Raw genomic sequence first — 23,877 nt, forward strand, 5'->3', positions numbered from 1 at the left:
GAAAAAATCGATTTACTGCCGTACTTGAATCAATGTTTCCCCGCAATTTTGACAAATGGAATCGAGTGTCTTCGTACAATCTGCGCAATATGTACAGTTGTGCGAACAATGATACGTCACTTGGTTGTCTTTGAACGCCTCTGCGCAGCGGGTACACGTCGTTGCCTGCATCGGTCTCACCTCACTTTTCTTGTTTACCTATCTTTATTTTACAAAATGGAGTCACGGTCCGACAGATGGTTTTCCTCGTTTTCAAGTAGCTTCGCCTAAGAAACAATGGTAATTTAAAGATATGTCTTCATAATATTAGGAGGGTGAAAAATTGGACGAAATTGATTACGCCATTATCCGGGCGTTGCAGGCGGACGGGCGAATGTCCTGGACGGAACTCGGTAAAACGGTGGGCCTGTCAACGCCCGCCGTCAACGAACGGGTCAAGAAGTTGGAAGATCGGGGAGTGATTAAAGGATACCGCGCCGTCATCAATCCCGTCGCAATCGAAAAAACAATCATGGCGATTTTGATGTTCGAGCAGACACGCTGTGCGGCGTTCATCGCGTTTTGTAAAGACCATCCGGATGTCGTCGAGTGCCACCGGCTTGCCGGGACGTTTAACTTCATGGTCAAACTATACACGCCGTCAGTCGAGACACTCGAAGCGTTCATCGATGCCTCGATGGAATACGGAAAACCGTCGACCTGGATCCGTTTGTCGTCGCCGGTCGCCTTTAAGGCGTTTACGGTCGGGGATGGGATTTTGATATGAACGTTTCTATCAAACAACGAATTGAACAACAAGTCGGTTTGATCCATTCGATCCATCCCGTTGTCGAGCAGGGGGGAACAGCCATCGTCTACTATGTGAAAACGTTAGGCGGCACATATATCCTCAAGCAGGCAAGCTTACCCCTATACCGCGAATGGTTGGCGCAGGAAGCGACAGTGATGCAGACGTTCAAGTCGCAACACATCATTATCCCGACTTATATTGATTATATGGAAGACGCGCAACAGGATTATTTACTGATGTCCTACATAGCCGGTGAGACGTTGACAGCGGCACTGGCGGATGCTTCCGAACTGCAGCGTCTTGAGCTGATCCGTGCATTTGGAAAGTTTCTCAGACAGCTTCATACGGGCGGGATTAGCTCTACCCAATCTTCAAAAGACTGGCTGGACAAACAGCTGCTTCAAGCCAATCGCTACATTGAACAGGGCTGGACAAATGGATCACGCGAGTTGCTTAACGCATTATCCACCAAGCAGCCGGAACCTGTTCCAGCGACGCGGATACACGGGGATTGTACGACGGACAATCTGGTGGTCCGAGACAACGCAATCGTTGCGTTTATTGATGTAGCCGGAATGACGGTCGGCGATCCCCGCTACGATGAAGCCTTGGCGACGCGATCTTTTCGGACGGATATCAAGATGCTCGATGCGTTCTATTCCGGATATGGATTTTCACTAATCTCAGAAGAAACATTCCGCTATTTTGATGACGGATTGTATGAATTTTATTGAAAAAAATCATAGAATCAGGTCAGGATAAAGAAATGTAATTTATACATTGCATATGGAATGTATATATGACATACTAAAAAAGGAAAATCTTTGAAGTAGGTGAGTAACATGAGTCCAAGCATGAGTCCGATGAAATCAAAACGAATGGAACAAGGGTGGACGCAGCAACAATTGGCCGACCGTGTAAAAGTGACACGTCAAACCATCGCCCTGATTGAAGCCCGAAAATTTAATCCGAGTCTGAAACTATGTCTTGAGATTGCCCATGCGTTGCACACCGATTTAAATACGCTATTTTGGGAGGAAGCCGATGAATAAGTTAAAACAATGGTTAGGGATTGAAACTGTAGAGGATGAACGGACACAACTGAAGGAGTTACGGTCATTCCATAATGCCGGACTGTTTATCGTCGTCCTGGCGATGCTTGACCTGATTGTCCGGGGATTCATTTTGGACCGTCCGGCTTCACATTGGGGAGCCAGTCTCGTCTATGTCATCGTCTATGTTTTTTATGCGTTAGCGAAGATGGCACTGGAAGGTATTTATGATACGGAAGTCGATGACGAACGCAGTTTCAAGAAGAAAATGAAACAACATTTTTGGACACACCTTACCGGCGGTCTCTTTTTTGCAATCGTCATGCTTTTCCTGCGCGGGATGCCGGAGACGTTGCGTGACTGGCTGAGAGTCCTGGTGACATTCGTTGTCGTAATCGCATTTTTGCAACTGTACGAATGGGTCTTCACAAAAATCTCATTACGCCGGACACAAAAAGAACTGGATCAGTCCGATTCTTAAATCAATACAAAATAGCGGCTGGTTCCTGAATTGTCTAGGATTGGCCGCTATATCTTTTGCATCAGGTAAAACACTTTGTCGCTTGATCGACCTGATCTTGCGGGATCAGCAATTGGTCGCCTTCAACTGTAAAATCAATGTCGTTGGACTGTAGTCGTTCCATTTGAGCCGGTGTATTTTCACCCCACGGAACGGTTTTTGGTTCCTCGGAAGAAGCACATCCGGCGAGCAGTAGACTGCTTGCGAACAGCAATGGTTTTAACATGAACTCAACTCCTATCAGGATATCCGTTGATTTTTGTTGAAAAACAGTTGCTGCAACTGCAGTCCGTCGCTTGGAACACCAACTTGTCAACCGAATCGGAAACAGATTTAACTAGACGAAAATGACTGACATCTGAATGAAGGGCAGTTCCAACAGATGCATGATTGGACTTGGGAAGTGCTGACTCAGAATAAAGACGAATACACCACTGATAAAGTTGGCACCAACTCCACCGAGTAACATCGCTGCTCTTTGTCCGCGACGGAGCGGAATCTCTGACGGGTGAGATTGGTAGAGTCCCTCCCGAAATTGCTTTCGGGCGACGGAAAAATGACCAATTCGTAAGAAGGGTTCGCCTTTACCAATGGAAATGGATTATAGTCGTAGCCCAACCGAGCGACCAACGATCGTATGGCCGTATTCGTGCAGAATCAGGCTGGGGAAGTAAAAGCAAAACATGATCAGATTGAACCAGAGTAAGTGCATGTTTCTCCTCCTCTCGTTCACAAAAATAATAAAAAACGGGAAAATTATGCAACTCACATAGTTGTAATTTATTTACATCTAAATTGAAAGGGGGACAGACCGATGCATACAGTAAATGATTCCGTTCTGTCGATCCGGACATATCCGGCCGAACATCAAAAACACCGTAAAACGATTTGTTTGTATCATGGCTGGGGATCGAGTGTGACCAAATATGATGAATTCGCGCGGATGCTTTCCGATAAAGGATTTACCGTCATCGTGCCGGAGCTGATTCTGCATGACAGCCGCAATGCGCTAGGTGCGTATTTTGATCGGGGCATCGTCGAACAGCACTTTTGGGAAGTGGTGTTTCAAAGCATTGAAGAATCGGGCACGCTCGCAAAACAGCTGAACGTTCCAAGAGGGGACATCATCTGGCTCGGCGTCTCGATGGGAGGATTCATCGCGAGCGGTGTAGCGGCTAAACAACAGGGAAGCGCGGGATTGATTAACATCAACGGCTCAGGCTCCTTCCTCTTTGCGGAACAGCTTTTACGAAGCCGCGATAAAAGAACGACGTTGTCGACTTCAGAAGAACAACGCCTGAGAAAGTATGATCCCTTGTCGCAAGAGCAGGTGACGCCGACATTATTGTTACATGGAGAGGACGATGAGGTCATTCCGATTGCGACACAACAGCATTTTGTGGAACAATCTGCTTCAACTAACAGTGATGTCACGTTCCTCAAATATCCATTGATCAACCATACTGTCTCAGATGACATGATTGCCGACATCTTGAACTGGTTGGATGAGCGTTTTTAACAGTTCAGAAAAACCGGACTCCTCTTTAGGGGCCCGGTTTTTCTTTAGAAGCGTTTGGTTATAAGGGATGTTGCACCGAAGATGGAAGCGAGAGTCGCCAACATGAGGCATTCCCCACGGTCACCGTAAAATCTTTTCGAGCGCTTTTCCTTTTGCCAGCTCGTCAATCAGTTTGTCGAGATAGCGGATTTCGCGCATCAACGGCTCCTCGACGTTTTCGACCCGGACGCCGCATACGACACCTTTGATTAACAATCGGCGCTCCTGCATGTCTGGTGCTTCCGCAAAAAAGGTTTCGAAGGTCGTCGCATCTTGCGATAACGTCGAGAGCTGTTGTTCCGAGTACCCGGTCAACCAACGGATGATTGTATCGACTTCCTGTTTCGTCCGACCTTTCCGTTCCACTTTTTTGACGTAAAGCGGATAGACGCTTGAGAACGCTGTCGTGTACAGCCGGTGTTGCCCCATTTTTCTCACTCCTTATGATTCGTATATTTTATATCAAAAAAAAAGCGGGCACTACGTTGTCGGACACAGCTCGTGATACAGCTGTTTGATTTGTTGATACATCTGGTCCGTCGATTGTGCGGCATCGATCCGGATGACAGGTGACCTTGAAAGGATCATCTGGAGCTGATGTTCTGCCAATGTCCCGATCTTGGCAGGATCCGTCTCCGTCAAATACGTCCTGCACCAATCGAGGAAATCGTTTGACCCTGAAAAATCGGGATAGCGTGCCTGTTCCCGTTTGATTAACCGGTTCATCCGTGTTTCTTCGTCCAACGTTAAAAATACGAGCAGCTCGCGGTCCGGGAAGCCGTATGGATTCCATGAAAAGACGGAACCAGAAACAATGTACTGTTGATGGCGTTCGATGTCCTGTCTATATAAGGCATACCGGTCGTCGACCGACCGTTTTTCAGTGAATGTTTGATCCGTCCACAAGTAGTGATCGCTATCGATCCATGGTATGCCTTCTTGTTGCCCGATCCACTCGCCGAGCGTGCTTTTGCCGGTGCCGGATCCACCGATGATTTGAATGCGCATGTTAGAAGTCCTCCAAAAAAATATAAATCTTGTTTTAAATTAAAACAGAGAGGCTGTCAATGATTGAGCGGTCAGGAAATGACAAATGTATCGCGAAGCTCGACAATCGTCCCTTCCGGTGCTTTTAATTTACTGAGGTGCCCGTCGACGACGAAATAGATGTTCCCGCCGTTTTTCGGCAGGAAGGTGACACCGCGTTGTTCGAGCCGTGCGACTTCCGCCGCTAAATCGTCGACGTATAAAGCGAAATGAACGGGACCAGACGTATGTTTCGTATAAGGCGTCAAAGTCTCGTCGACTTTGTTCGTCTGGAGTTCGATATAAAAGTCGCCGAGCTTGAGCCAACTGTTGAACGCACGGGTGTGAAAGTCAGGTGATTCCTGGACGAGTTCGAACCCGAGTGCTTCATAAAAGGATTTAGAGGCCGCGTAATCAGCCGTTTGGATACAGAGGTGATGGATTTGTTTCAACTTATGGACGTCCTTTCGAAAACGGGCCGCAGTCGGCACTCCGTTGTTTAGTCTATATGTCAGTTTAGCATATTTTAAACCGTTTCAATGCAGACGAAAAACTCCACCCGTTCAAGAAAAGATCAAGGTGGAGTAGCGGTTACGGCGTGACGTCGATGACATGAAACGTAACATCCTGACCGTCCGAAACGGCATAGGCAATTGTCCCATTGACGTAAATCGGTTTAGACATCGTGTCTTCCATTTCGGTCAACGGGGCGACGGTTCCGCGCGTTAAGTCGGCATAGAGGAGCTGCGACGTGTTTTCACGGAAGATTACCCGGTCGCGGGACAAGAAACGAAACGCATCAGCGGTCGAATGCCGATCGGATAATTCATAAGTGAAGTCGGATTGTTTTGAATCAAGCGGTAAAAAAGCAGCGTGTCCTTCTTCACCGGTTGCGACGTAATCGGCACCGTACTCGAAATCAATCAACCCATCAATCGGTCGTTGGAACCTGCCGTCATCACTCGCAAGGCGCGAGGTTTTAGTCCCGTCCTTGAACGTGCGGGTATGAATCAAGCGTCCGGCGTCGCCCGACCGGAAATCAAACGGTAAGATGCCGTCCTGTTTTCTTTTGTTTAGGTCGTACTGTTCGTGGACGATGATTGTATCGGCGGCTACATCAAAGGACTTTATCAGCGTTGTCGTCTTCTTCGCGGTCGCGTCATGGATCAGCCAGGAGAGGCGGGTCGTTGAAGCGTCAAGCACCGGGATGGAGGCGTCGAAGCGGCTGATCCCTCGGTCAAGCAGATCCTGTTTTCCGTTTTTAAGATTGAAGCTATGAATCGTCCAGGCAATCCCGTTTTCTGCCGGCGCTGACGCGACCCAGAACAGGTAATGGGACACACCGGTCAATGAGCCGATCGTCTGATCGACCGTCTGGATGACTTCGTTCGTGTTCGACCCCGGGGTATAGCGGTAGATCGTACTGCTGACCTTGTTTTCGTTCGTCTGGATGAAGTGCGTGTAATAAATATCGTGTTCATACAGATACTCCGTGGCAACCTGAACCGTCTGCCCGACAAGAAAAGGCGACAGGTTGTATGAATGCTTCGTACCGACCGAGACCAGTGCCTCCTTTTTTGATAATGCCACCGGCTTATGTTTACTTGAAACCGGTTTCGCGGCAAACTTTGAAACAGCTTCCATTTTAACGGCGGATGAGTTTTGCGTAACCGATGCGGTGTCATTCATGCATCCGCTTGTGACGACGAGTGCAAGTGCGGCGATGGCGAAAGCAGTTTTGGTGTACATGAGGGATTCTCCTTTTTTAAGTAGAGTGAAAATCGTCAATCAGATGAAAAACGATACCAAAACGTGTAGACTGGTGAAGTACCTAATTATTGTAACAGATGGACGGATTCTCCATTTTTTCTGGAGGTTCAGGTAAATCGAATATTTACATTCAGCAAGGGGTGTATCGAAATGGCAAGAACATTACGGAAATCAGCGACGGACAAATCAATCCAGGGTGTCTGCGGCGGACTTGCGGAACAGCTTGGGTTGTCGTCATTCGCCGTCCGCTTGATTTTTATCTTTATTCCACTGCCCGTCAACGTCATCATCTACATGATTCTTGCGAATGCGATGGCGAGTCCACCACGGACGTTATGACACGAGTTTTAACTAAAAGGGAGGCAACCAAGATGAACAAACAGAACCGCGCGTCATCCTTAGCAGCGCGACTGATCGCGATCACAATCGGCGCCTTGATTGGAGTAACAATCATGTACAGCGTACAAGGAGAGTTCAACTGGAGTGTTTTTCTCGGATTCGTCGGCGGAGCACTCCTGTTAGGGGGCATCAGTGCCGTAGTGGCCCGTAAGAAGCGGCACGCGTAACTGGTTAAAATAAGGGGGAAAAGAAATGAGTTATTGGATTTGTACGACCTGCGGGGTGCAGACGGATGAGGAGGCGGTTCAACCAACGACCTGCCGGATTTGCAGTGATGAACGGCAATACGTCAATCCGGACGGACAATCGTGGACGACGCGTGAGGCGATGGTCGCGTCCAAGAACTACCGGACGACGGTGACACCGGAGCAGCCGGGTCTGATGAGCCTCGTGACATCACCACAATTCGGAATCGGACAAACGGCGTATCTGGTCGCCGGGGCAAAACGGCTGTTGTGGGACTGCATTACTTATCTCGATCAGACCGTGATTGATGAAATCAACCAACAGGGGGGACTCGACGCAATCGCCTTGTCGCATCCGCACTACTATGCGACACAAGTCGACTGGGCGGAAGCGTTTGACGTTCCGATTTATATCCACCAGGCGGACGAACAGTGGGTGACGCGACCGAGCGACCGGATTATTTTCTGGTCCGGCGACCGGCTGGAACTGGCAGAAGACCTCGTCCTGCAGCGGGTCGGTGGTCATTTTGACGGAGCGACGGTCCTTGAGTGGACGCAGGGAGACGCGGGACGGGGTGTCCTGTTGACGGGCGATATCGTCCGTGTCGTCGCTGACCGGGCATGGGTCAGCTTCATGTACAGTTACCCGAACCTGATTCCGCTGCCGGCAACGACGGTAGCGCAGATGGCAAGACAACTTAGCCCGCTTTCGTTCAACCAGTTGTATGATGCCTTTCACCGCATCGTCGAGACCGACGCGGCAGGTGCGGTCGCGCGGTCGGCCGCGCGCTACATCGACGCGTTAGGCGGCACGGATGATTAACGGCCTGTACGAAGCCCATCTCCCGGTCCGGAATTTAAAACAATCGATTGCCTTTTACGAAGGGCTCGGGCTGACGCTCGATCATATCGTCGACGACCGGTTGGCGTTCCTCTGGATTGTCAAAGAAGAAAGTTGGCTTGGCCTCTGGGTCGCGGATCAAGTCGAACTCGACTACCACCCGTCGATCCGGCATATCGCCTTTCATGTCGAACTGGAGGCATTGACGGATGCCGTCGATTGGCTGACGGCGCGCGGTTACACGCCACGAAAAGCGTTCGGGTTCGAACCGACGGAACCATTCGTCATGGCACTGGCGCACCACGCGCACGCGAAGATTCATTTCAATGATCCGGACGGGAACAGCCTCGAGTTCATCTGCCCGGTCGACAATCCGCACCGGATCACGGGTACGATGTACTGGAGCGACTGGTTATATATGAACGCTCAAGCAGAGGAGGAGACCGATGAAACAAGCAATCATCTTTGATATGGACGGAACGTTATTTCAGACGCACCGGATTTTAGGACCGGCTTTAGACGTGGCGTTCACCCGGTTACGGCAAGCAGGGAAATGGCATGACGCAACACCGCTTGATACATACGAAGCGATCATGGGTGTCCCGTTACCGCAAGTCTGGGCGACGCTCTTGCCGAACCATCCGGAGGCGGACCGAAAGCTGATGGACGACTGGTTTCAACAGGCCTTGATCGAGAGGATTCAAGCAGGGCAAGGCGCCTTGTATCCGAAAGCGGTGACGGTATTGCAAACACTCCACGCGGCCGGACACGACCTGTATGTCGCGAGTAATGGACTTTCGGCATATCTAGCGGCGATCGTCGAGCAGTTTGCGTTAGACCGTTACCTGACCGGCGTCTATAGCATCGAAGACGTTGATTCGCTCAACAAATCCGAACTCGTCCGGATGATTCGCACGAAACACGGATTACAGTCGGGTGTCGTCGTCGGCGACCGGCAATCGGACTTTACGGCAGCGAAAGAAAACGGCTGGTCGGCGATCGGCTGCCGGTTTGATTTTGCACAGGAAGCAGAGCTCGCGACGGCCGAGTATATCGTCGATGACCTGATGGCGATCACGCAGCTCGTTTAAGGAACAGAGAGGTGCCTCTCATCATGAGTTCGTTTGAACATATAGGCAGAGGAATCGCCTTTTCGCAAACAGTTGCCGTATGATGAGACGGAATCTGTTTGTAGTTAGAGGAGGCACGTCATGTTAGCAATTATCATTGGTTTAGCGATCGGCATCATCGTTCCGGTGCAGACGAGCGTCAACACGCGGCTGCGTGGAGTTGTCGGATCACCGTTTACGGCATCCTTCATCTCGTTTAGTATCGGGACGGTCTTTTTAGTCCTCTTGACCCTGATCGTCGAAGGGGACTTCACATTGAACGAAGCCCTCTGGACGACGGAACCCCGCTGGATTTGGTTCGGTGGTGTTCTCGGGGTCATCTTCTTAACGGGAAACATCTTACTCTTTCCAAAACTGGGCGGGGTCCAGACGGTCATCATGCCCATCTTCGGACAAGTCATCATGGGGCTGTTGATTGACCATTTCGGATGGTTTGATTCAGCGGTCAACCGGTTGTCGCCGACCCGGTTAATCGGGGCCGTGCTCGTCCTGCTTGGTGTCGTCGGTACGGTCGCCTTAGGGGATTGGTTAGCGAAACGCCGGCAACGCGGACAACAGGAAACGAAGAACCTTGCGGAAGTCAACCTGACCGGTTGGCGTTTACTCGGCATCGCGACCGGGATGATGAGTGCGATGCAAGAAGCGATTAACGGGCATCTCGGAAGTGTCCTCGATTCGGCGATTAAAGGGGCATTGATTTCCTTCGTCATCGGGACGCTGACGTTACTGTTCGTGTTGTTGCTCGTGCGACCGAAGCTCGAAGTGGACCGGACGGCACCAAAACCGTGGTGGATGTTCATCGGCGGTCTGATTGGTGCGACGTTCATTGCCGGAAATGCGTTCATCGTCCCGCTCGTCGGCACCGGCGTCGCCATCATCATCGTGACGATCGGTCTGTTGACGGGGAGTCTCTTGATTGACCGGTTCGGTTGGTTCGGGGCAGCCCGGACGCCGGTTACCGGTGTTCAAATTCTCAGTTTGCTCGTGATGATCGGCGGAATTGTCCTGATCCGGCTATAAAGTAAACGCCTTTCGAGATTCTTTTGAATCCCGAAAGGCGTTTTTTGTTACTTCCTTACACAGACACCTGCATTAAAACCGTGACGCAAAACTTCAACAAGACCGATTTTTTCATAAGTTACCCGATTCATGACATTTGGGAATTAAACAGCTGGTCGCGTGTCCCGAAGCGCAACGCGAGTTTTAACAGGAAAATGTTTAGAATCAGTAAACCGATCGATAACAGAATCAGGAACAGCGTATCGATAAAGAATAATCCGCTGATTTGACCGATGATTAATCCGATGAACGGTAAGATGATGATACCGCTCAAGTTTTGTGCTTCCTGGTACGTACTGACCCGTGTCGAGATCAATAAATTAATTAACGCCGTCGTCAATAAAAGAATCGGTAACAGCAGAAAGAGTAACACCCACCACTGGGTCGAGGGAAAGCTGACTGAAAAGCCGTTGACGGAAATCAAAGTGTTGATGACGAGCAGATTTATCAAAAAGCAGACGGCGGAAATCAGGTAGGATGAGGCAATCGAGATCAGCAGCTTGCCATAAAACAAATCACGGATGGTGATTGGCGAAAACAATAGGCTTTCTAATGTGTGCTGTTCCTTTTCACTGACGAAACTATTGGCAGCGATGACGGAACATGTAATGACCGGAACTAACAAAAATAACGTCACGAGCGGATAGTTTAGGAACAAATAAAGCAATTGTTCATTAAACGTCAGTGTCAGAACATCCGGACTGGCCGTAGTCGCCAAAAAACGATTCAGTAAATCGAGCACTTCCGGGTCGGTTAACGTGGACGGATCAAGCTCGATGATGAACCAGGAGAATCCGATCGGAAGAACGAGCCCCATCAAGACCGGGATGATAATCAACGTAAACAGCAAGATCTTTTTTCGAAAGAGTTGGATGCTGTCTTTTTTAATCACGGCAAGCACGAGTGGTAAATTCATTTCGTTTCACCCCTTAACTTAAAATAGACACCTTCTAAATCACGGTCGATTACTTGACACTCATACACCGCGTAGCCCTGATCAATGATTTGTTTCAAAAAAGGACTGATGCACGTTTCGTCTTTAAACGATACTTCAATCACGTCAGAAGCAACAGGTGCAACAGCTGTTTCGAACATCGTGTGGACGGAACCTGGTGGAAGGTTTGTCCGGATTCTGACGCGAATCGCCGTTTGGTGACGCTTCAGTAAGTCCGCGAGTGTCCCTTGATCGATGAAGCGGCCTTGTTCGATGAAGATGTAGGCGTCACAGACACTCTCCAATTGGTAGAGGAGGTGCGACGTGATGATGACGGTCGTTCCCTTCGTTTGATTCACGGACCGAATCATATCCAGGACCTGGCGAATGCCGTCGGGGTCCAGTCCATTCGTCGGTTCATCCAAAAATAAAATTTCCGGGTCATGCAGCATTGCTTTAGCGAGCGCGAGTCTTTTTTTCATACCGGTACTAAACGTATGGACATAGACATCGCGGACATGGGTCAAATCAAACTGGTTCAACAGTTCAAGCAGATGATTTTTATTTCTGACACCGTATAAAGACGCGTAAAAAGTTAAATTTTCAAGGGCCGTCATGTCAGGGTACAATCCCGCACTTTCGGTGACGATGCCAGCTTTCGTACGAAGGGCTTCAATTGGCTGATCATCATAACGGACCGTGCCATGCGTCGGGGAGATCACACCGTTCATGATTCGAATCAGTGTTGTTTTCCCGGCACCGTTCGGACCAATCAAGCCGACTACTTTTCCACGCGGAATCGTAAGCGACATGTCTGATAAGACAAGCCGATCACCAAACGTCTTCGAAATGTTTTGTAATGTTAGCATCTATTGTATCCTCTCATGTTCTGAATTACTAAAATGTATGGGCATTGCCGAATGAATTATTGTCCTATGTTTCTATTTCTAATTTTATCCAATTCAAGCGGTTTTTTCAACTGAAATCATTAATTCGTACATATAGTTCAATATGTAGCCAAAGTCATATTGAGTGATAAAAGCATCTGTCCTTATTTAGAAGATGCCAAAAAAAGATGCGTCATCTAAACGTATTAAAGCGTATTCCGTCTCGACAAAACGGCATCTGTACGTAAAATCTTTAAGCTTCATCAATCTTTTTTCATTGAACGGATGAAGAAAAAACAGGAAGTGGTCACGATCATGATGCCGCAATACAAGAGAATCCATGTGATGGTGAAATGGAAGTAGAGCGAAAGTGAGATTAACGCATACGACAGCGGGACTAAGCCGTTCGACGCCGCATTCACTAAACTCATGACACGTCCCATCATCGGCTGTTGGCTCTTCGCTTGAATGGTCGTCAAGAGTAAGACGTTGATGACAGCGGACATCAGCCCCATGACAAGCAACAGGACGACACCTTGAAAGACCGTTGAGATTTGACCCAGTGCGGCTAACCCGATGCCTAATCCGCCAATCAGTAGAAGCAGTAAGCGGATCGACTGACTTTTGATATTGCGTAGTCCTATCAAGGCAGCACCGAGCAACATGCCGATTTGATACGCTCCTTGCAGATAACTTAAATCGAGGGCTTGTCCGTGCAGCACACCATCGACTAATAACGGGATTCCCATTAAGAGTGGACCGAAAAAGAAAAAGTTGATGATGATTAAGATGAACAGGATCTTTCGTAAATAAGGTTCAGAAAAAACATAACGGACGCCTTCGATAAGTTCAGCCGTTGCAGACGTTGAACGTCGGTGTTCAACACGGCGTTCGCTAATGAATAAGGAACAAAGGAACGTCACGGACAAAAAACAGCCGACGACAACAAATAAAAGAGTGAACGAGTAGGTCGTTAAAAGAATCCCGCCGAGAAGCGGTCCGGAAAATAAGGCGAGTTGGTTCGACGTTTGGACAACGGCATTTGCCCGTGTGAAGTCTTCGGATGACAGGAGTAACGGAAGGAGTGCTGAGCTGGCGGGTGAAAAAAACGCATCGATGCAACCGAATAGAAACGCGAACAGTGACAACTGGACGATTCCTAAGGCATCATTTTGATAGACAAACAAAAGGGCGATGACGAAGCCTAACCGGAATAGACTGGAAAAGCGCATGATCATCGCCTTTTTGAAGCGGTCCGCGATCACGCCGCCGATCAACATGAGAAAAATTCGCGGAAGAAGCGTCAACATCAGGACGATACCGAGGTAAGCCTCTTGCTGCAGCACACGTAAGATATACCATTGTTCAGCAAAGAGGTAACTCGATAGTGCAAGAAAAGAGCTTGTACTCGCTAGCCAAAGGCTAAGAAAGGAGCGGTTTCGAAAAAAGGAGAGATTTTCTTTCACCGTGCGTTCATACATTAGCGTTCCTCCTTCCGTTATTTTTCCTCGAATAATGCCTCGTCGATTTCAAACCCGGTCGCCATGATATAAAAAAGTTTTTTTTCGTCTTTCGTTTCAAGTTGATCTTCTAACTCAGCCAGGAGCTGACGGTATTTTTTCGTGAATTCTAAAAATTGTTGCGGGGTCGTCGCGACTTCTTTTTGGACGGACAAACTGGTCCACGCTTCGACATCGGAAGAACGCGGTTGAAAGGAGTCGTCCGGCGCAGTGAGGACACGTGTTTTCGCGCGGTCGAGGACTTCAAGATAAGACTGACGTGTCGCTTGTTGTGTCTCGACTAAATTAAGCAAATGATCCGCCGGAATAAAGCCGCGTGCGACGGATTGATAATATTTCAAGACGTTTCCGCCCTGAATCTCTTCTTTCACCAACGTTATCAGCTGGTACTTTTCGAGTTCACGTAAGTGGTACAGGATTTTTGCCCGGGAGACATCCAGTTTTTGAGCTAACTGGTGACCCGTATGCGGTTGTTCAATCAAGTGCATCAACATCTTTGTCCGCATCGGGTCACTGATGACCTTCAGCTGTTCATAGTGTTCTAAAATCAAAATCGACTTTTGCATCATTTCCAACACCTCTTCTCATAAAATAAACCGGTTAATAAAAGTTAACCGTTAAACAAATCATAGCGGTAACAGCAAAAAATAGCTAGTGAAACTTACAAAAAAATCCAGGTGTAGTAGTTACCGATACAAAAAAAGATTGCAGAGGAGAACCCTCTACAATCCACGCGTAAACATCTGTTGGTGATGATGCACGATCAATTCGGTCAATTCTTCAAGCGTCCCGCTGCAGGGGATGATTTCCGGCAAATGATAGAACGTACTCGTCGTCTCGAACCGGTCGTATGTCTGATCAACACAATGGAGAAAAATCGGCTTGTCTTGTCCTAAGGCGATTCCGAGCTCGATGTGGCTTCCTTTCCCTGCCGGCAGTAAAATGATGACGCAGTCCGAGAGCGTGATGGCCTGTTTTTCAGCATGACCAATCGTTTGCAGTGCCGCTTTACTCGTCGCCCGTTCATTTTGGGTCCAATCATACGTCAGCGTAAATCCGCGATCGATCAGTTTGTGTTGTAATATCCGGACGTTCGTGATATTGGCAAAGCTTGATCCGATATAAAACTGCATCCGTCTGCTCCTTTCAGCATGGGTTGTCAAAAACATTTAATTCGCTTACTTCACCTTCAAGATGACTTTCCCTTTCGCATGACCGGATTCTGAATAGGCGAGCGCCTCCTGTGCCGCTTCAAACGGATAGACGCGATCGATGACCGGTTTGATTTGCCCAGTCTCAATCCATTCCGTGATGTGCTGCAGTTGTCGTCCGCTCGGTTTCATGAACAAAAACGTGTATGTGACGCGGTATTTCCGCTCGAGAAAGGCCTCGCGGACCGTCAAGAGACGAAATAACATCGTTTTTAAAACCCCGGACCCGTACGCTTTGCCGAACCGACCATTCGGCAATCCGGAAATCGAGACGATTTGTCCACCGGGCCGGACGATTTTAAAGGCCCGTCTGAGCGTCTCGTCGCCAATCGTATCGTAGACGCCGTCGAAGTCATGTAAGACCTCATCGAACGCAACGGTCCGGTAGTCGATGATTTCGTCGGCACCGAGTGCTTTGACCAAATCATGACCGGCAGGACTGGCAGTCGTCGCAACATACAGTCCCATCGCCTTCGCCAGTTGGATGGCGAACGTCCCGACACCCCCGGCACCGGCCTGGATCAAGATTTTTTGACCCGGTGTCGCTTGTAAGACGTCGTGAAGTGCCTGATAGGACGTCAAACCGACGAGCGGGATCGACGCCGCCTCTTCAAACGATAACGCCTCCGGTTTTCGTGCGAGTAGGTCTTCATGAATCGCGATGAATTCCGCGAACGTCCCGATCCGCTGTTTTTCGGCGCGTCCGTAAACGGCGTCGCCGACTTGAAACTGTGTTACCGCGGAACCGACCCTCGTGACGATGCCGGCAAAATCGTTGCCGAGAATCAACGGGAACTGGAAGGGAATCAACAGTTTGACCTTGCCGTCCCGAATCTTAAAATCAACCGGATTGATGCTCGCGGCATGAATTTCGACTAAGACATCATGCGCGGAGACAACGGGAAGGGGCTGTTCCGTTAGTTCGAGTGGTACGTTTCCATATTTTTCAATCGTCATTGCTTTCACCGAACATCCACCCTCTCTGACAAGTCTTTTTAACCAGTGTATCACGCCTTCCGATAATGCTATACTGAAATTGGATAGGGAAAATATGGGATTAACCAATCGTGAAAGGTGGGGACGTGTTGAAGAAATGGGGAGCACGGTTATTACGGGAATGGATTCGCATACCCCGCTGGATGAAACGGACCGTTCCTTTAGCAATCACGCTCGTTCTCGTCTGGCAGCTTATCAGGACGATGCTTGATTTTGATGTAGCGTCGGTTACGTTCAGTGATGTCATCATGTGTTTGATTGGTGCAGGTATCATCGTCTTCTTACCGAAGTTTGATTCGAAACGATAGGGAGGTTACATCTTGTCAAAGAAAAGCGAACAGGAACAACCGTTAACAGGGGGAAACGTTTCTGCCGTCAGTCGCGCAGGCGATACGGTCCGGCGGGAACAAACGCCGGACAGCCCGCGGATTCACCGGCTGCTCGTGCACCTCGAGAAAAAAGAGTATCCGGCAAGTCCACGATTTCTCGGAATCGATCCACAAAATCGGGAAATCCTGTCGTATCTTGACGGGGAGGCGGGAAACTATCCCCTCAAGGCCTACATGTGGTCGGAGGCCGTGTTAGAAGAGACGGCACGGTTACTCCGTCAGTTTCATGATGCCACGGCAGACTTCGAAGTACCCGCGTCATGGGAGCCGCTCGACAATACGCCGCTGCCGTATGCAGTCATCTGTCACAATGATTTTGCCGTCTACAATGTCATTTTTAAGGACAAAAAACCAATCGGCGTCATCGACTTTGATTTAGCGGCACCCGGACCACGGATTTGGGACATCGCCTACACGTTGTATACGTTCGTCCCGCTCAGCCGCCATCATCACGATGAACACGGGCGACAAGTCGACTATGACCCCGTTACGGGACCGGACCGGATCAAACGCCGCATCGACATCTTTTTAGCGGCTTACGGGATGCCGGAATTAAAAGAGCAATTGTTTGATACGTTACTGCTGCGGATTGAAGCCCTCCTGTTGACGATTCATCGTAAAGCAGCCGACGGGGAGGAGGCGTTTCAGCGGATGATTGAGGAGGGGCATGCGACGCATTATGAGCAAGAACTTGCCTTCATCAAGCAGCATGGCGTGACGTGGTTCGATTAAAAAGGAGCGATGGTGCAAATGAAGACGGAAACAGATATCGTCCAGATGTTTGAACGGGACCGGGAGACAAGAATACTTCTTGAGGCGGTCGCGACACTCGACTTACCGGACTGGTGGATTTGTGCCGGGTATGTCCGGGCGAAAATTTGGGATTTTTTAGAGCAAAAGGAAGCGACAGCGGTGGCGGACATCGACGTCATCTATTTTGACGCATCCGACACGACGGAAGCGACTGACCAAATGCTGGAAGCCCGACTGAACGAACAGTTGCCGGACTACCCCTGGTCCGTCAAAAATCAGGCACGGATGCATACCAAAAATGACTTACCGCCATACCGGTCGTCCCGCGACGCGATGGCACAGTTTCCGGAGACGGTGACGGCGATCGGTCTGACGCTACAAGCGGACCAGCTCGAATTTTTCACGGCCTACGGTGTTGGTGATTTGTTGCAGCAACGGCTGCAGCCGACGCCGCTGTTCCAGGCGACGGCACGGCAAGTGATTTACCGGCAACGGCTGACGGAAAAACAGTGGGGAAAGAACTGGCCGGGTGTCCATGAAGCGGAGAATGAAGCAACTTGAGTGAAAAAAATTTAAATCGTTGAAACGAAATCCGTCGGTTACGCGGTCTAACAGGTAGTGACAGACAGAAAGGGGAGAACGGGCGATGATCGGTCGGCGAAACAAGCGGCAACCCGCGTTTGACGATGACACGTTTCTGATGTTTTTGACGCGTCATGATACCTATCTTTACAAGATGTCCTACCTGTACTTAAAAAATGACCAGGATGCGCTCGAAAATGTGCAGGAAGTTGCCTATCGCGCCTGGAAACACCGCCGTACGTTATTGGACGCGACGATCGCCAAAACCTGGTTGACGCGGATCGCGATCAATTGTGCGCTCGACATGCTAAAGAAAACCCAAGGAATCCGGGTCGATTATGCGACGGCGGCAACGGATGTCGCCGAACCAGTTATTTTCGAGGAGCGACTCGTCAATGATCTTTACTTGCAGGAGCTGCTCGAAGTGCTCACCGTAGCGGAACGGACGATCCTGTTCTTACGGTATTACGAGGACTACACACTGCAGCACGTCGCCGATCTCCTGCAAATACCGGTCAGTACGGTCAAAAGTACACTCTACCGGGCCATTCAAAAGGTTCAGGCCAAACAGGTGAAAGGGGGCGGGGCAAAATGAAAGAGCAGGTCAAACGCGCAGTGGATTCAATCGATGTGCCCCGCGGACAGGTCCGCAGTCATTTGCTCGCCGGCGTTCAGCAGGCACGCCGTCCGCGCTTCGTCGGACGTAAGACCGCGACAGGACTGGTTGCAGCGGCACTCCTGTTGACGGTCGGTGGCGGCATGCTACTGGAAGAGACACCGCCTGCGGCAGAAATCGTACGGACAGACGGTGCCGTCGTCGTCCCGAACTGGGCGCAGGACGAACAAGTGGAGGGCAGTTCGACCGCAGGCAGTATGCTCCCCGGGCTCGTCTATCAAAATGAGCTTTATCTTGCGATGGAGACACCGCTGACGGATGACGTCCGTGCCCTGCAAGGGAAGAAACTGGGGCGCGTGACGGCAACACTTGAGGAAACGGGTGATACTACCCCTGAAACACTGGAAAGTGGCTCGAACCTCGGACCGGTCACTTTGTATCGGGTCGACGGCTATAAGCCGTCCGTGCGCCTGTTCGCTGTAGGGGAGGAAGAAGGCATAAAAAAAGTCTGGCTACTCGAGCGCCAGACGGGCTTCGTGCTGAAAACAGGCAACGATTTTTTCCGGGATTTAAACCTCGACGCGCCGGTCAGACGCCTCGCCTATCAAACATTTGACCAGTGGAACGACGACGAAACGGCACAACCGATGACAGCGGACAGTCGGTACCGGGCTTTCATTGATGCCTTGTACGAGGCCCGTGCGATGACACGCGAAGAAGTACCGCCAGAAGTCACGGATTACAAAACAATGAAGGTCTTACGCGTGACGCAAGCGGACGGGATCACAGTTTCGCTGCGGCTGATTGCAGGCGGCTACGTCGTCTATCACCAACTGGGTGTCTTCTTTAAGGTCGACCCGGTCGTCTTCAAAGCGATGTGGGAGGCGTTGTGACGGTGGCATCGATCGTCTTTCGAAAACCATAAAACGGACGATAGCCGAGTTGTTCGTAAAACGAGTGGGAGGAAGCGCTCGCGAGAATCTCGAGCCGTGTCGCCGGATAGAGGGCGTGGACGTGTCCGAGCAAAGCTTGTCCGAGTCCCTGCCCGCGGGCACTGTCCGCGATCAACAGCTCACAGATGTAGAGCGTGATCGCCGTATCCGTCATGCCACGGATGTAGCCGGAAACGGTGCCGTCGATGACGACAACGTAAGCAACGTTAGACGCCGCAAAGGCGCGTTTTGTTTCGTCAGCACGGGCGACGAGATTACTCCAGCCTTCAGCCGCATTCAACCGTTGAATCGCCTCGAAATCGTGGTCCGCGTAGGGGCGGATTTGGTATTGCAGTTCTGACATGGTAAAAACTCCTTTTTGTTGGTCATTCTGAAGCAATGTGCCTAATTCGGACCAGTCGTCGATCCAGTCCGTACACGGGGGCCGACGCGTGGAGCCGTTTCTTTTCCAAATCACGTTCATCCCGACTTGCTGCGCACCGTAAACGTCGTTTACGGGATGGTCGCCGATGTAGACGGTCGCATGTGCGTCAAGGGCACACTTTTCTAAAAAGTAGTTAAAAATAAGCGGGTCCGGCTTTTTGATTCCAATGTCTTCCGAAATGAGGATGTGATTGAAATAATGTACAATCCCTAAAGCTTCTAAATTGGCGCGCTGGAAGTCAGATGCGCCGTTTGAAATGAGGCCAATCAGATAACCTTGTTTATTTAAGTTGTTTAACATGACCGTCGTATCAGGATACGCGATGCAATGGTCTGGAAAGAAAACGAGGTAATCGTCGAATAATTGACGCCACGTTACCGTCGTGATCTCGAACTCTTGAAGTAATTGTTGATAGACAACATCTTTTGAAACGTAACCATCATTGTCTAATGTGATGAAGCGACGCGAATAGTCCGGCAGTGAAACAGGCTGTAAGTCGTTAAAAAAACGCTGGTATTGTCCCGTGATGAATCTTTGTAAGGACAACTGACGATTCAGAAGGGTACCGTCTAAATCAAAGATAACAGCTTGAATATTTTTAATTTCAATTACCGCCATTCTTATAATAAAATCAAAACATAATTTCATTATAATGGAAAAATGACGACTATAGGAAAAAATGTTTATACTGTAGAAAACGGAGGATATACATGTCCCATTTCGATACGAAAACGCCGGGACGACCACTCGTCATTCTGCCCGGTCTTGGCTGCACCTATCATGAATGGTATCCAGTCATTGAATCATTAAAACAAACATTTCGCGTGATTTCATTTCACCGCCATGAACTGATGAACACAACTCAAACCGGGACAGTTGCGGTCGCTTTGCAATTGCAGGAATTACTGAAAACTTTAGACGTCACGGAGCCGGTCCTGCTTGTCGGACACTCTTACGGCGGGCTGTGTGCCCAACAGATGGCGCATGATTACCCGGAAACCGTCCGTGGACTCGTTCTCGTCGACTCGACATCCGTTCGCTTACGGCAACTCGATTCCTTGACGTTACCGGTCCTCGATGAACTGTCGACGGATCAGGTCTGGCTTGACAAGTGCCGAAGTTACGCGGAAATGACACGTCACGCCTTATGCGAGGCCATTCGACCAGAACTGACACACGAGCAACGGCAGTTACCGGTAAGCGTCCAACGAGAGCTGCTCGATTTCCAAACCGATCCGTTGCTGTACGGCGAAATGGCCACCGCCATCGAACAGTGGCAGAACGACGCTGTTACGTTGGAACGGCGCGGTCGACTCGCTGATCTTCCACTTATTGTGCTCGGACGCGACAAGGAACTGGCCGTGAACAGCGGAATCGAAGAGGGGTTGCCGGAAGCGGAGCTACGCTTGCTTGAGGACACATGGAAACGATTGATTTGCGAACAGGCCGACTTATCGACTCAAAGCGAACTACTTTTTGTGGAGCAGGCAAGTCATGCGATTCATCTGGACCGACCAAACGCCGTCCTTGATGCCGTCCGCCGAATCGATGAACGCGCGAACGATTAAACTAAAAGGAGCGAAGACATATGGGATCGCGGATCATGCATTATTGTATTGCGTCATTGCTCGCGGACAAGCTGAAACCGGAGCCCCGGAGTGATTTTCTGTTAGGCGGGATTGCACCGGATATCCACGGTCTGATGGGCGTGCCGAAAGGGAAAACCCATTTCAAGGACCTAGATGAGAACGGGAAGAACCGGATTAACCTGGACCGCTTTTTGCATACATATGAAACACGATTAGCGGAACCGTTTTACCTCGGTTACCTCTGTCATTTGATATCCGATCAGGTATGGTTAGCGTTTTACCTCGAGAAGGTCGCGTACGTCTCACGCGAGCAATGGCAGGCGGATTTAGAAAAATCTTACAGGGATTTCAACCGTTTAAATGGTCGGATTATTAAATTATATGAACTCAAACTCTCTCCGCTAACGGTTCCTTTGTTTGAAATCGAAGGCTATGATCAGACTTATCTGCCTACTTTAATTGACGAGTTGGCATTGGATTTTCAACTTGATGCCTCATTAGAAACCGAGAAGCTGGAATTTTATAAAAATCACAATCAAGAAATTACTAGCTACATCAATCAAGCTGTAAACAGTTGTTTAAAAATCCTTTCGAATCATGTTGGTATTACCATCAATCAGCATTTTCCTAGTTTCTTTCATTCAAAAAGCATAAACTCAAAAAGGGAATGATAGAAAGGAGATTAAGATGGTGAATCAAAACAAGAAGCACTTTTATTGTAATGTTGAACTTTCTTTAGATGTCATGGGCGGTAAATGGAAGCCTTTGATTATTTATCATATCGGCGGAGCAAAAATCCTCCGGTTCGGCGAATTGAAACGAAAAATACCGAATGTGAATGAACGTGTCCTTTCAAGACAACTAAAAGAGCTGGTAGATGCGGGGCTTGTAAAAAGAACAGTATATGACGAATTGCCATTGAAAGTCGAATATGCGTTAGAGGACTTGGGACAAGCATTACTGCCGATTTTGAAAGAGTTGGGCACTTGGGGAAAAACCTACCACGAAACGTATGAGTATGGTGAAATTTCTTTTAGCGAGGAATACGAGTAAAAAACATAAAAACGTGAACTGTGCGCCTTTTACTAAGGGGTGAACGGTTCACGTTTTTTGTACTTTAATGTCCGTACGGATAAAAATGTCAGTACTTGTTTGCCGATTTTCCGGGATATATACTGACGAAGTACTTTACACATTAAACATACAAAGGACGTGGCAATATGACATTGATCAACACATTACAAACACGCTACTCTACAAAAGAGTTTGATCAGGAAAAACAAATTTCACAGGAAGATATGGCAACAATTAAATCACTCCTTCAACTAGCACCTTCGTCAACAAATGTCCAACCGTGGCACTTTGTCATCGCATCAAGTGAAGCAGGGAAAGAACGGATTGCAAAGGCGGCACAAGGCTTTTTCGGATTCAACGAATCAAAAATCACCGGTGCAGCAGCTGTCGTGATCTTTGCCGCGAAAAGCGACATTTCAGACGAATATTTACTTCATCTGACGGAAAAAGAAGATGCGGATGGCCGGTTTGCTGAAGAAGAATTTAAGCAGGCAAATCATGGGGGGCGAAAAATTTTCGTTGATTTACACAAATACGACTTTAAAGATCTTCAACACTGGACGGAAAAGCAGGTGTACTTGAACTTAGGGTCATTCCTTCTCGGCGTCGCGGATTTAGGAATCGATGCTGTCCCAATGGAAGGACTAGACATGAAAGTATTAGATGAAGAATTTAACTTACGCGAGCAAGGCTTCACTTCAAGTGTCGTCGTTTCATTAGGCTATCGGGCTGCTTCTGATTTTAATGCATCCTTACCAAAATCGCGACTCGAGCAATCTGAAATCATCGAAGAATTCTGATGAATATCCTAATCACCGGTGCTACAGACGGAATCGGACTTGAGACAGCAAAGATACTAGCCGAACAAGGTCATACGATATTGTTACACGGACGGAACGAAAAGAAGTTAACCGCTGTGTGTAAAACTTTGAAAAACTCGACAATCGTACCTTTTGTAGCAGATTTGTCTAGGTTAATCGAGGTTAAGCGATTGGCGGAGCAACTCTCTCATGAGGTTTCCGGAATCGATGTGCTCATTAACAATGCCGGCGTCTACGGTGCACCCGAAACGGTTACTGCTGAAGGTTTAGACATTCGGTTTGCCGTAAATACAATTGCTCCTTATACGCTGACAAAAGCGCTTCTGCCATTGATGTCTTCAAGTAGTCGCGTCATTAACGTTTCGTCAGCAGCTCAACAAGAAGTAGAGGTCGATGCCCTTCTCGGAAAAAAAGTATTGCCTGACGGGGATGCATACGCTCAAAGCAAGTTAGCACTTACAATGTGGACCATCGAAATGGCGAAACAGCAAGCACCTGCCTTTATCGCTATTAACCCTAAATCACTATTAGGAAGTAAAATGGTCAAGTCTGCATTTGGCATTGAAGGTCATATTGAAGGTCATGATGTGAAAATTGGCGCAAAAATTTTAGTGGACGCCGCACTTTCAGACGAGTTCAAAAATGCTTCTGGAAAATATTACGATAACGATAGTTGCCAGTTCGTAAATCCGCATCAAGATGCATCCAGTCAGGTCAAACGTTCAAGGCTTGTTCAGATTCTAGAGAAATTGATTCGTTCAGACGGTGCTCCTGAGCATGACGAAATCAGTCGGTAAG

General features: G+C 48.9%; 34 protein-coding genes. 21 read left to right on the forward strand and 13 right to left on the reverse strand.

The features are described from left to right. Positions 1–12 precede the first annotated feature (12 nt). Complete coding sequence (locus A0126_RS19920; RefSeq protein ID WP_088837093.1) at positions 13–171, reverse strand: DUF1272 domain-containing protein; 159 nt, start codon at positions 169–171, stop codon at positions 13–15. A 151-nt stretch (positions 172–322) separates the two neighbouring features. On the opposite strand from A0126_RS19920, the gene A0126_RS17755 reads away from it, so the two are divergent. The 4 genes from A0126_RS17755 (at position 323) to A0126_RS17770 (ending at position 2,323) form a co-directional block, all read left to right on the forward strand. After that, positions 323–766 carry an Lrp/AsnC family transcriptional regulator gene (locus A0126_RS17755; RefSeq protein WP_088837094.1) on the forward strand — a complete coding sequence of 148 codons (444 nt, stop codon included), beginning with the start codon at positions 323–325 and terminating at the stop codon, positions 764–766. Beyond that, positions 763–1,524 carry a phosphotransferase gene (locus tag A0126_RS17760; RefSeq protein ID WP_088837095.1) on the forward strand — a complete coding sequence of 254 codons (762 nt, stop codon included), beginning with the start codon at positions 763–765 and terminating at the stop codon, positions 1,522–1,524. The genes A0126_RS17755 and A0126_RS17760 overlap by 4 nt, the downstream gene beginning before the upstream one ends. A 108-nt stretch (positions 1,525–1,632) precedes the next feature. Then, entirely contained in the window at positions 1,633–1,842 is a 210-nt protein-coding gene (locus A0126_RS17765) for a helix-turn-helix transcriptional regulator (RefSeq protein ID WP_239456920.1), read from the forward strand. Beyond that, on the forward strand, positions 1,835–2,323 hold the full coding sequence (locus A0126_RS17770; protein WP_088837097.1) for a DUF6773 family protein: 489 nt from the start codon (positions 1,835–1,837) through the stop codon (positions 2,321–2,323). Before A0126_RS17765 ends, A0126_RS17770 begins: the two co-directional genes overlap by 8 nt. A gap of 61 nt (positions 2,324–2,384) precedes the next feature. On the opposite strand, the gene A0126_RS17775 is transcribed toward A0126_RS17770, so the two are convergent. Further along, entirely contained in the window at positions 2,385–2,588 is a 204-nt protein-coding gene (locus tag A0126_RS17775; RefSeq protein WP_088837098.1) for a hypothetical protein, read from the reverse strand. Between the two features lie 588 nt (positions 2,589–3,176). Here A0126_RS17775 and A0126_RS17780 point away from each other — a divergent pair. After that, positions 3,177–3,881 carry an alpha/beta hydrolase gene (locus tag A0126_RS17780; protein ID WP_088837099.1) on the forward strand — a complete coding sequence of 235 codons (705 nt, stop codon included), beginning with the start codon at positions 3,177–3,179 and terminating at the stop codon, positions 3,879–3,881. Between the two features lie 120 nt (positions 3,882–4,001). Here A0126_RS17780 and A0126_RS17785 read toward each other — a convergent pair whose 3' ends face one another. From A0126_RS17785 to A0126_RS17800, 4 genes are all read right to left on the reverse strand, one after another. After that, the gene (locus A0126_RS17785; RefSeq protein WP_088837100.1) at positions 4,002–4,349 is read right to left on the reverse strand and encodes a DUF2200 domain-containing protein; all 348 of its coding nucleotides are present in this window, start codon (positions 4,347–4,349) and stop codon (positions 4,002–4,004) included. 51 nt (positions 4,350–4,400) lie between these two features. Continuing rightward, positions 4,401–4,928 (reverse strand): shikimate kinase, encoded by a 528-nt coding sequence (locus tag A0126_RS17790; RefSeq protein ID WP_088837101.1) that lies wholly within the window; start codon positions 4,926–4,928, stop codon positions 4,401–4,403. Between the two features lie 71 nt (positions 4,929–4,999). Continuing rightward, the gene (locus tag A0126_RS17795) at positions 5,000–5,398 is read right to left on the reverse strand and encodes a VOC family protein (protein WP_088837102.1); all 399 of its coding nucleotides are present in this window, start codon (positions 5,396–5,398) and stop codon (positions 5,000–5,002) included. A 139-nt stretch (positions 5,399–5,537) separates the two neighbouring features. After that, positions 5,538–6,695, reverse strand: coding sequence for a hypothetical protein (locus tag A0126_RS17800; protein ID WP_088837103.1), 1,158 nt, complete (start codon positions 6,693–6,695; stop codon positions 5,538–5,540). A gap of 171 nt (positions 6,696–6,866) precedes the next feature. Here A0126_RS17800 and A0126_RS17805 point away from each other — a divergent pair, with 171 nt between their 5' ends. The 6 genes from A0126_RS17805 (at position 6,867) to A0126_RS17830 (ending at position 10,291) form a co-directional block, all read left to right on the forward strand. After that, entirely contained in the window at positions 6,867–7,055 is a 189-nt protein-coding gene (locus A0126_RS17805; protein WP_088837104.1) for a PspC domain-containing protein, read from the forward strand. 32 nt (positions 7,056–7,087) lie between these two features. Continuing rightward, positions 7,088–7,282, forward strand: coding sequence for an LPXTG cell wall anchor domain-containing protein (locus A0126_RS17810; RefSeq protein ID WP_088837105.1), 195 nt, complete (start codon positions 7,088–7,090; stop codon positions 7,280–7,282). A 25-nt stretch (positions 7,283–7,307) separates the two neighbouring features. After that, positions 7,308–8,123 (forward strand): MBL fold metallo-hydrolase, encoded by an 816-nt coding sequence (locus A0126_RS17815; protein WP_088837106.1) that lies wholly within the window; start codon positions 7,308–7,310, stop codon positions 8,121–8,123. Next, a complete protein-coding gene (locus A0126_RS17820; RefSeq protein WP_088837107.1) occupies positions 8,116–8,610 on the forward strand; it encodes a VOC family protein in 495 nt (164 codons plus the stop codon). The genes A0126_RS17815 and A0126_RS17820 overlap by 8 nt, the downstream gene beginning before the upstream one ends. Then, entirely contained in the window at positions 8,588–9,232 is a 645-nt protein-coding gene (locus tag A0126_RS17825; protein WP_088837108.1) for an HAD family hydrolase, read from the forward strand. The genes A0126_RS17820 and A0126_RS17825 overlap by 23 nt, the downstream gene beginning before the upstream one ends. Positions 9,233–9,352: 120 nt before the next feature. After that, complete coding sequence (locus A0126_RS17830) at positions 9,353–10,291, forward strand: DMT family transporter (protein WP_088837109.1); 939 nt, start codon at positions 9,353–9,355, stop codon at positions 10,289–10,291. Between the two features lie 127 nt (positions 10,292–10,418). Here the strand turns inward: A0126_RS17830 and A0126_RS17835 are convergent, their stop codons facing one another. The 6 genes from A0126_RS17835 to A0126_RS17860 all read right to left on the reverse strand — a co-directional run bounded on the left by A0126_RS17835 (position 10,419) and on the right by A0126_RS17860 (position 15,848). After that, positions 10,419–11,246 (reverse strand): ABC transporter permease subunit, encoded by an 828-nt coding sequence (locus A0126_RS17835; RefSeq protein WP_088837110.1) that lies wholly within the window; start codon positions 11,244–11,246, stop codon positions 10,419–10,421. Then, entirely contained in the window at positions 11,243–12,133 is an 891-nt protein-coding gene (gene ccmA / locus A0126_RS17840) for a heme ABC exporter ATP-binding protein CcmA (protein ID WP_088837111.1), read from the reverse strand. Before ccmA ends, A0126_RS17835 begins: the two co-directional genes overlap by 4 nt. A 281-nt stretch (positions 12,134–12,414) precedes the next feature. Beyond that, the gene (locus A0126_RS17845; protein WP_088837112.1) at positions 12,415–13,632 is read right to left on the reverse strand and encodes an MFS transporter; all 1,218 of its coding nucleotides are present in this window, start codon (positions 13,630–13,632) and stop codon (positions 12,415–12,417) included. A gap of 17 nt (positions 13,633–13,649) precedes the next feature. Beyond that, the gene (locus A0126_RS17850; RefSeq protein ID WP_088837113.1) at positions 13,650–14,240 is read right to left on the reverse strand and encodes an ArsR/SmtB family transcription factor; all 591 of its coding nucleotides are present in this window, start codon (positions 14,238–14,240) and stop codon (positions 13,650–13,652) included. 153 nt (positions 14,241–14,393) lie between these two features. Beyond that, positions 14,394–14,804 carry a TIR domain-containing protein gene (locus tag A0126_RS17855; protein ID WP_088837114.1) on the reverse strand — a complete coding sequence of 137 codons (411 nt, stop codon included), beginning with the start codon at positions 14,802–14,804 and terminating at the stop codon, positions 14,394–14,396. Positions 14,805–14,849: 45 nt separating this feature from the next. Further along, complete coding sequence (locus A0126_RS17860; protein ID WP_088837115.1) at positions 14,850–15,848, reverse strand: NADP-dependent oxidoreductase; 999 nt, start codon at positions 15,846–15,848, stop codon at positions 14,850–14,852. A gap of 119 nt (positions 15,849–15,967) precedes the next feature. On the opposite strand from A0126_RS17860, the gene A0126_RS17865 reads away from it, so the two are divergent. From A0126_RS17865 to A0126_RS17885, 5 genes are all read left to right on the forward strand, one after another. After that, complete coding sequence (locus A0126_RS17865; protein ID WP_088837116.1) at positions 15,968–16,186, forward strand: hypothetical protein; 219 nt, start codon at positions 15,968–15,970, stop codon at positions 16,184–16,186. A gap of 12 nt (positions 16,187–16,198) precedes the next feature. After that, positions 16,199–16,999: a phosphotransferase enzyme family protein gene (locus A0126_RS17870; protein WP_088837117.1), complete on the forward strand. Its 801-nt coding sequence runs from the start codon at positions 16,199–16,201 to the stop codon at positions 16,997–16,999. An 18-nt stretch (positions 17,000–17,017) separates the two neighbouring features. Continuing rightward, positions 17,018–17,581: a nucleotidyltransferase family protein gene (locus tag A0126_RS17875; protein ID WP_088837118.1), complete on the forward strand. Its 564-nt coding sequence runs from the start codon at positions 17,018–17,020 to the stop codon at positions 17,579–17,581. A gap of 85 nt (positions 17,582–17,666) precedes the next feature. After that, entirely contained in the window at positions 17,667–18,197 is a 531-nt protein-coding gene (locus A0126_RS17880; protein WP_088837119.1) for an RNA polymerase sigma factor, read from the forward strand. Further along, on the forward strand, positions 18,194–19,111 hold the full coding sequence (locus tag A0126_RS17885; protein WP_088837120.1) for a hypothetical protein: 918 nt from the start codon (positions 18,194–18,196) through the stop codon (positions 19,109–19,111). The genes A0126_RS17880 and A0126_RS17885 overlap by 4 nt, the downstream gene beginning before the upstream one ends. Here A0126_RS17885 and A0126_RS17890 read toward each other — a convergent pair. Next, a complete protein-coding gene (locus A0126_RS17890) occupies positions 19,086–20,213 on the reverse strand; it encodes an HAD-IA family hydrolase (protein ID WP_162288270.1) in 1,128 nt (375 codons plus the stop codon). The genes A0126_RS17885 and A0126_RS17890 overlap by 26 nt on opposite strands. 92 nt (positions 20,214–20,305) lie before the next feature. Between A0126_RS17890 and A0126_RS17895 the strand changes: the two genes are divergently transcribed. The 5 genes from A0126_RS17895 (at position 20,306) to A0126_RS17915 (ending at position 23,876) form a co-directional block, all read left to right on the forward strand. Then, a complete protein-coding gene (locus tag A0126_RS17895; RefSeq protein ID WP_088837122.1) occupies positions 20,306–21,163 on the forward strand; it encodes an alpha/beta hydrolase in 858 nt (285 codons plus the stop codon). A gap of 20 nt (positions 21,164–21,183) precedes the next feature. After that, entirely contained in the window at positions 21,184–21,855 is a 672-nt protein-coding gene (locus tag A0126_RS17900) for a zinc dependent phospholipase C family protein (RefSeq protein ID WP_088837123.1), read from the forward strand. A 19-nt stretch (positions 21,856–21,874) separates the two neighbouring features. Continuing rightward, on the forward strand, positions 21,875–22,237 hold the full coding sequence (locus tag A0126_RS17905) for a winged helix-turn-helix transcriptional regulator (RefSeq protein WP_239456891.1): 363 nt from the start codon (positions 21,875–21,877) through the stop codon (positions 22,235–22,237). Between the two features lie 167 nt (positions 22,238–22,404). Continuing rightward, positions 22,405–23,058: an oxygen-insensitive NAD(P)H nitroreductase gene (gene nfsB / locus A0126_RS17910; RefSeq protein WP_088837125.1), complete on the forward strand. Its 654-nt coding sequence runs from the start codon at positions 22,405–22,407 to the stop codon at positions 23,056–23,058. Continuing rightward, positions 23,058–23,876 carry an SDR family NAD(P)-dependent oxidoreductase gene (locus tag A0126_RS17915; RefSeq protein ID WP_204251424.1) on the forward strand — a complete coding sequence of 273 codons (819 nt, stop codon included), beginning with the start codon at positions 23,058–23,060 and terminating at the stop codon, positions 23,874–23,876. Before nfsB ends, A0126_RS17915 begins: the two co-directional genes overlap by 1 nt. The last annotated feature ends 1 nt before the right edge of the window (position 23,877 follow it).

The organism is Exiguobacterium sp. N4-1P (assembly GCF_002214325.1).

Bases quoted from the DNA above. Each gene is read 5' to 3' on its own strand.
- A0126_RS19920 (WP_088837093.1), bottom strand. From the start codon at position 171: ATGCAGGCAACGACGTGTACCCGCTGCGCAGAGGCGTTCAAAGACAAC.
- A0126_RS17760 (WP_088837095.1), top strand. From the start codon at position 763: ATGAACGTTTCTATCAAACAACGAATTGAACAACAAGTCGGTTTGATC.
- A0126_RS17765 (WP_239456920.1), top strand. From the start codon at position 1,633: ATGAGTCCAAGCATGAGTCCGATGAAATCAAAACGAATGGAACAAGGG.
- A0126_RS17770 (WP_088837097.1), top strand. From the start codon at position 1,835: ATGAATAAGTTAAAACAATGGTTAGGGATTGAAACTGTAGAGGATGAA.
- A0126_RS17775 (WP_088837098.1), bottom strand. From the start codon at position 2,588: ATGTTAAAACCATTGCTGTTCGCAAGCAGTCTACTGCTCGCCGGATGT.
- A0126_RS17780 (WP_088837099.1), top strand. From the start codon at position 3,177: ATGCATACAGTAAATGATTCCGTTCTGTCGATCCGGACATATCCGGCC.
- A0126_RS17785 (WP_088837100.1), bottom strand. From the start codon at position 4,349: ATGGGGCAACACCGGCTGTACACGACAGCGTTCTCAAGCGTCTATCCG.
- A0126_RS17790 (WP_088837101.1), bottom strand. From the start codon at position 4,928: ATGCGCATTCAAATCATCGGTGGATCCGGCACCGGCAAAAGCACGCTC.
- A0126_RS17800 (WP_088837103.1), bottom strand. From the start codon at position 6,695: ATGTACACCAAAACTGCTTTCGCCATCGCCGCACTTGCACTCGTCGTC.
- A0126_RS17805 (WP_088837104.1), top strand. From the start codon at position 6,867: ATGGCAAGAACATTACGGAAATCAGCGACGGACAAATCAATCCAGGGT.
- A0126_RS17810 (WP_088837105.1), top strand. From the start codon at position 7,088: ATGAACAAACAGAACCGCGCGTCATCCTTAGCAGCGCGACTGATCGCG.
- A0126_RS17815 (WP_088837106.1), top strand. From the start codon at position 7,308: ATGAGTTATTGGATTTGTACGACCTGCGGGGTGCAGACGGATGAGGAG.
- A0126_RS17820 (WP_088837107.1), top strand. From the start codon at position 8,116: ATGATTAACGGCCTGTACGAAGCCCATCTCCCGGTCCGGAATTTAAAA.
- A0126_RS17825 (WP_088837108.1), top strand. From the start codon at position 8,588: ATGAAACAAGCAATCATCTTTGATATGGACGGAACGTTATTTCAGACG.
- A0126_RS17830 (WP_088837109.1), top strand. From the start codon at position 9,353: ATGTTAGCAATTATCATTGGTTTAGCGATCGGCATCATCGTTCCGGTG.
- A0126_RS17835 (WP_088837110.1), bottom strand. From the start codon at position 11,246: ATGAATTTACCACTCGTGCTTGCCGTGATTAAAAAAGACAGCATCCAA.
- ccmA (WP_088837111.1), bottom strand. From the start codon at position 12,133: ATGCTAACATTACAAAACATTTCGAAGACGTTTGGTGATCGGCTTGTC.
- A0126_RS17845 (WP_088837112.1), bottom strand. From the start codon at position 13,632: ATGTATGAACGCACGGTGAAAGAAAATCTCTCCTTTTTTCGAAACCGC.
- A0126_RS17850 (WP_088837113.1), bottom strand. From the start codon at position 14,240: ATGATGCAAAAGTCGATTTTGATTTTAGAACACTATGAACAGCTGAAG.
- A0126_RS17855 (WP_088837114.1), bottom strand. From the start codon at position 14,804: ATGCAGTTTTATATCGGATCAAGCTTTGCCAATATCACGAACGTCCGG.
- A0126_RS17875 (WP_088837118.1), top strand. From the start codon at position 17,018: ATGAAGACGGAAACAGATATCGTCCAGATGTTTGAACGGGACCGGGAG.
- A0126_RS17880 (WP_088837119.1), top strand. From the start codon at position 17,667: ATGATCGGTCGGCGAAACAAGCGGCAACCCGCGTTTGACGATGACACG.
- A0126_RS17885 (WP_088837120.1), top strand. From the start codon at position 18,194: ATGAAAGAGCAGGTCAAACGCGCAGTGGATTCAATCGATGTGCCCCGC.
- A0126_RS17890 (WP_162288270.1), bottom strand. From the start codon at position 20,213: ATGGCGGTAATTGAAATTAAAAATATTCAAGCTGTTATCTTTGATTTA.
- A0126_RS17895 (WP_088837122.1), top strand. From the start codon at position 20,306: ATGTCCCATTTCGATACGAAAACGCCGGGACGACCACTCGTCATTCTG.
- A0126_RS17900 (WP_088837123.1), top strand. From the start codon at position 21,184: ATGGGATCGCGGATCATGCATTATTGTATTGCGTCATTGCTCGCGGAC.
- nfsB (WP_088837125.1), top strand. From the start codon at position 22,405: ATGACATTGATCAACACATTACAAACACGCTACTCTACAAAAGAGTTT.
- A0126_RS17915 (WP_204251424.1), top strand. From the start codon at position 23,058: ATGAATATCCTAATCACCGGTGCTACAGACGGAATCGGACTTGAGACA.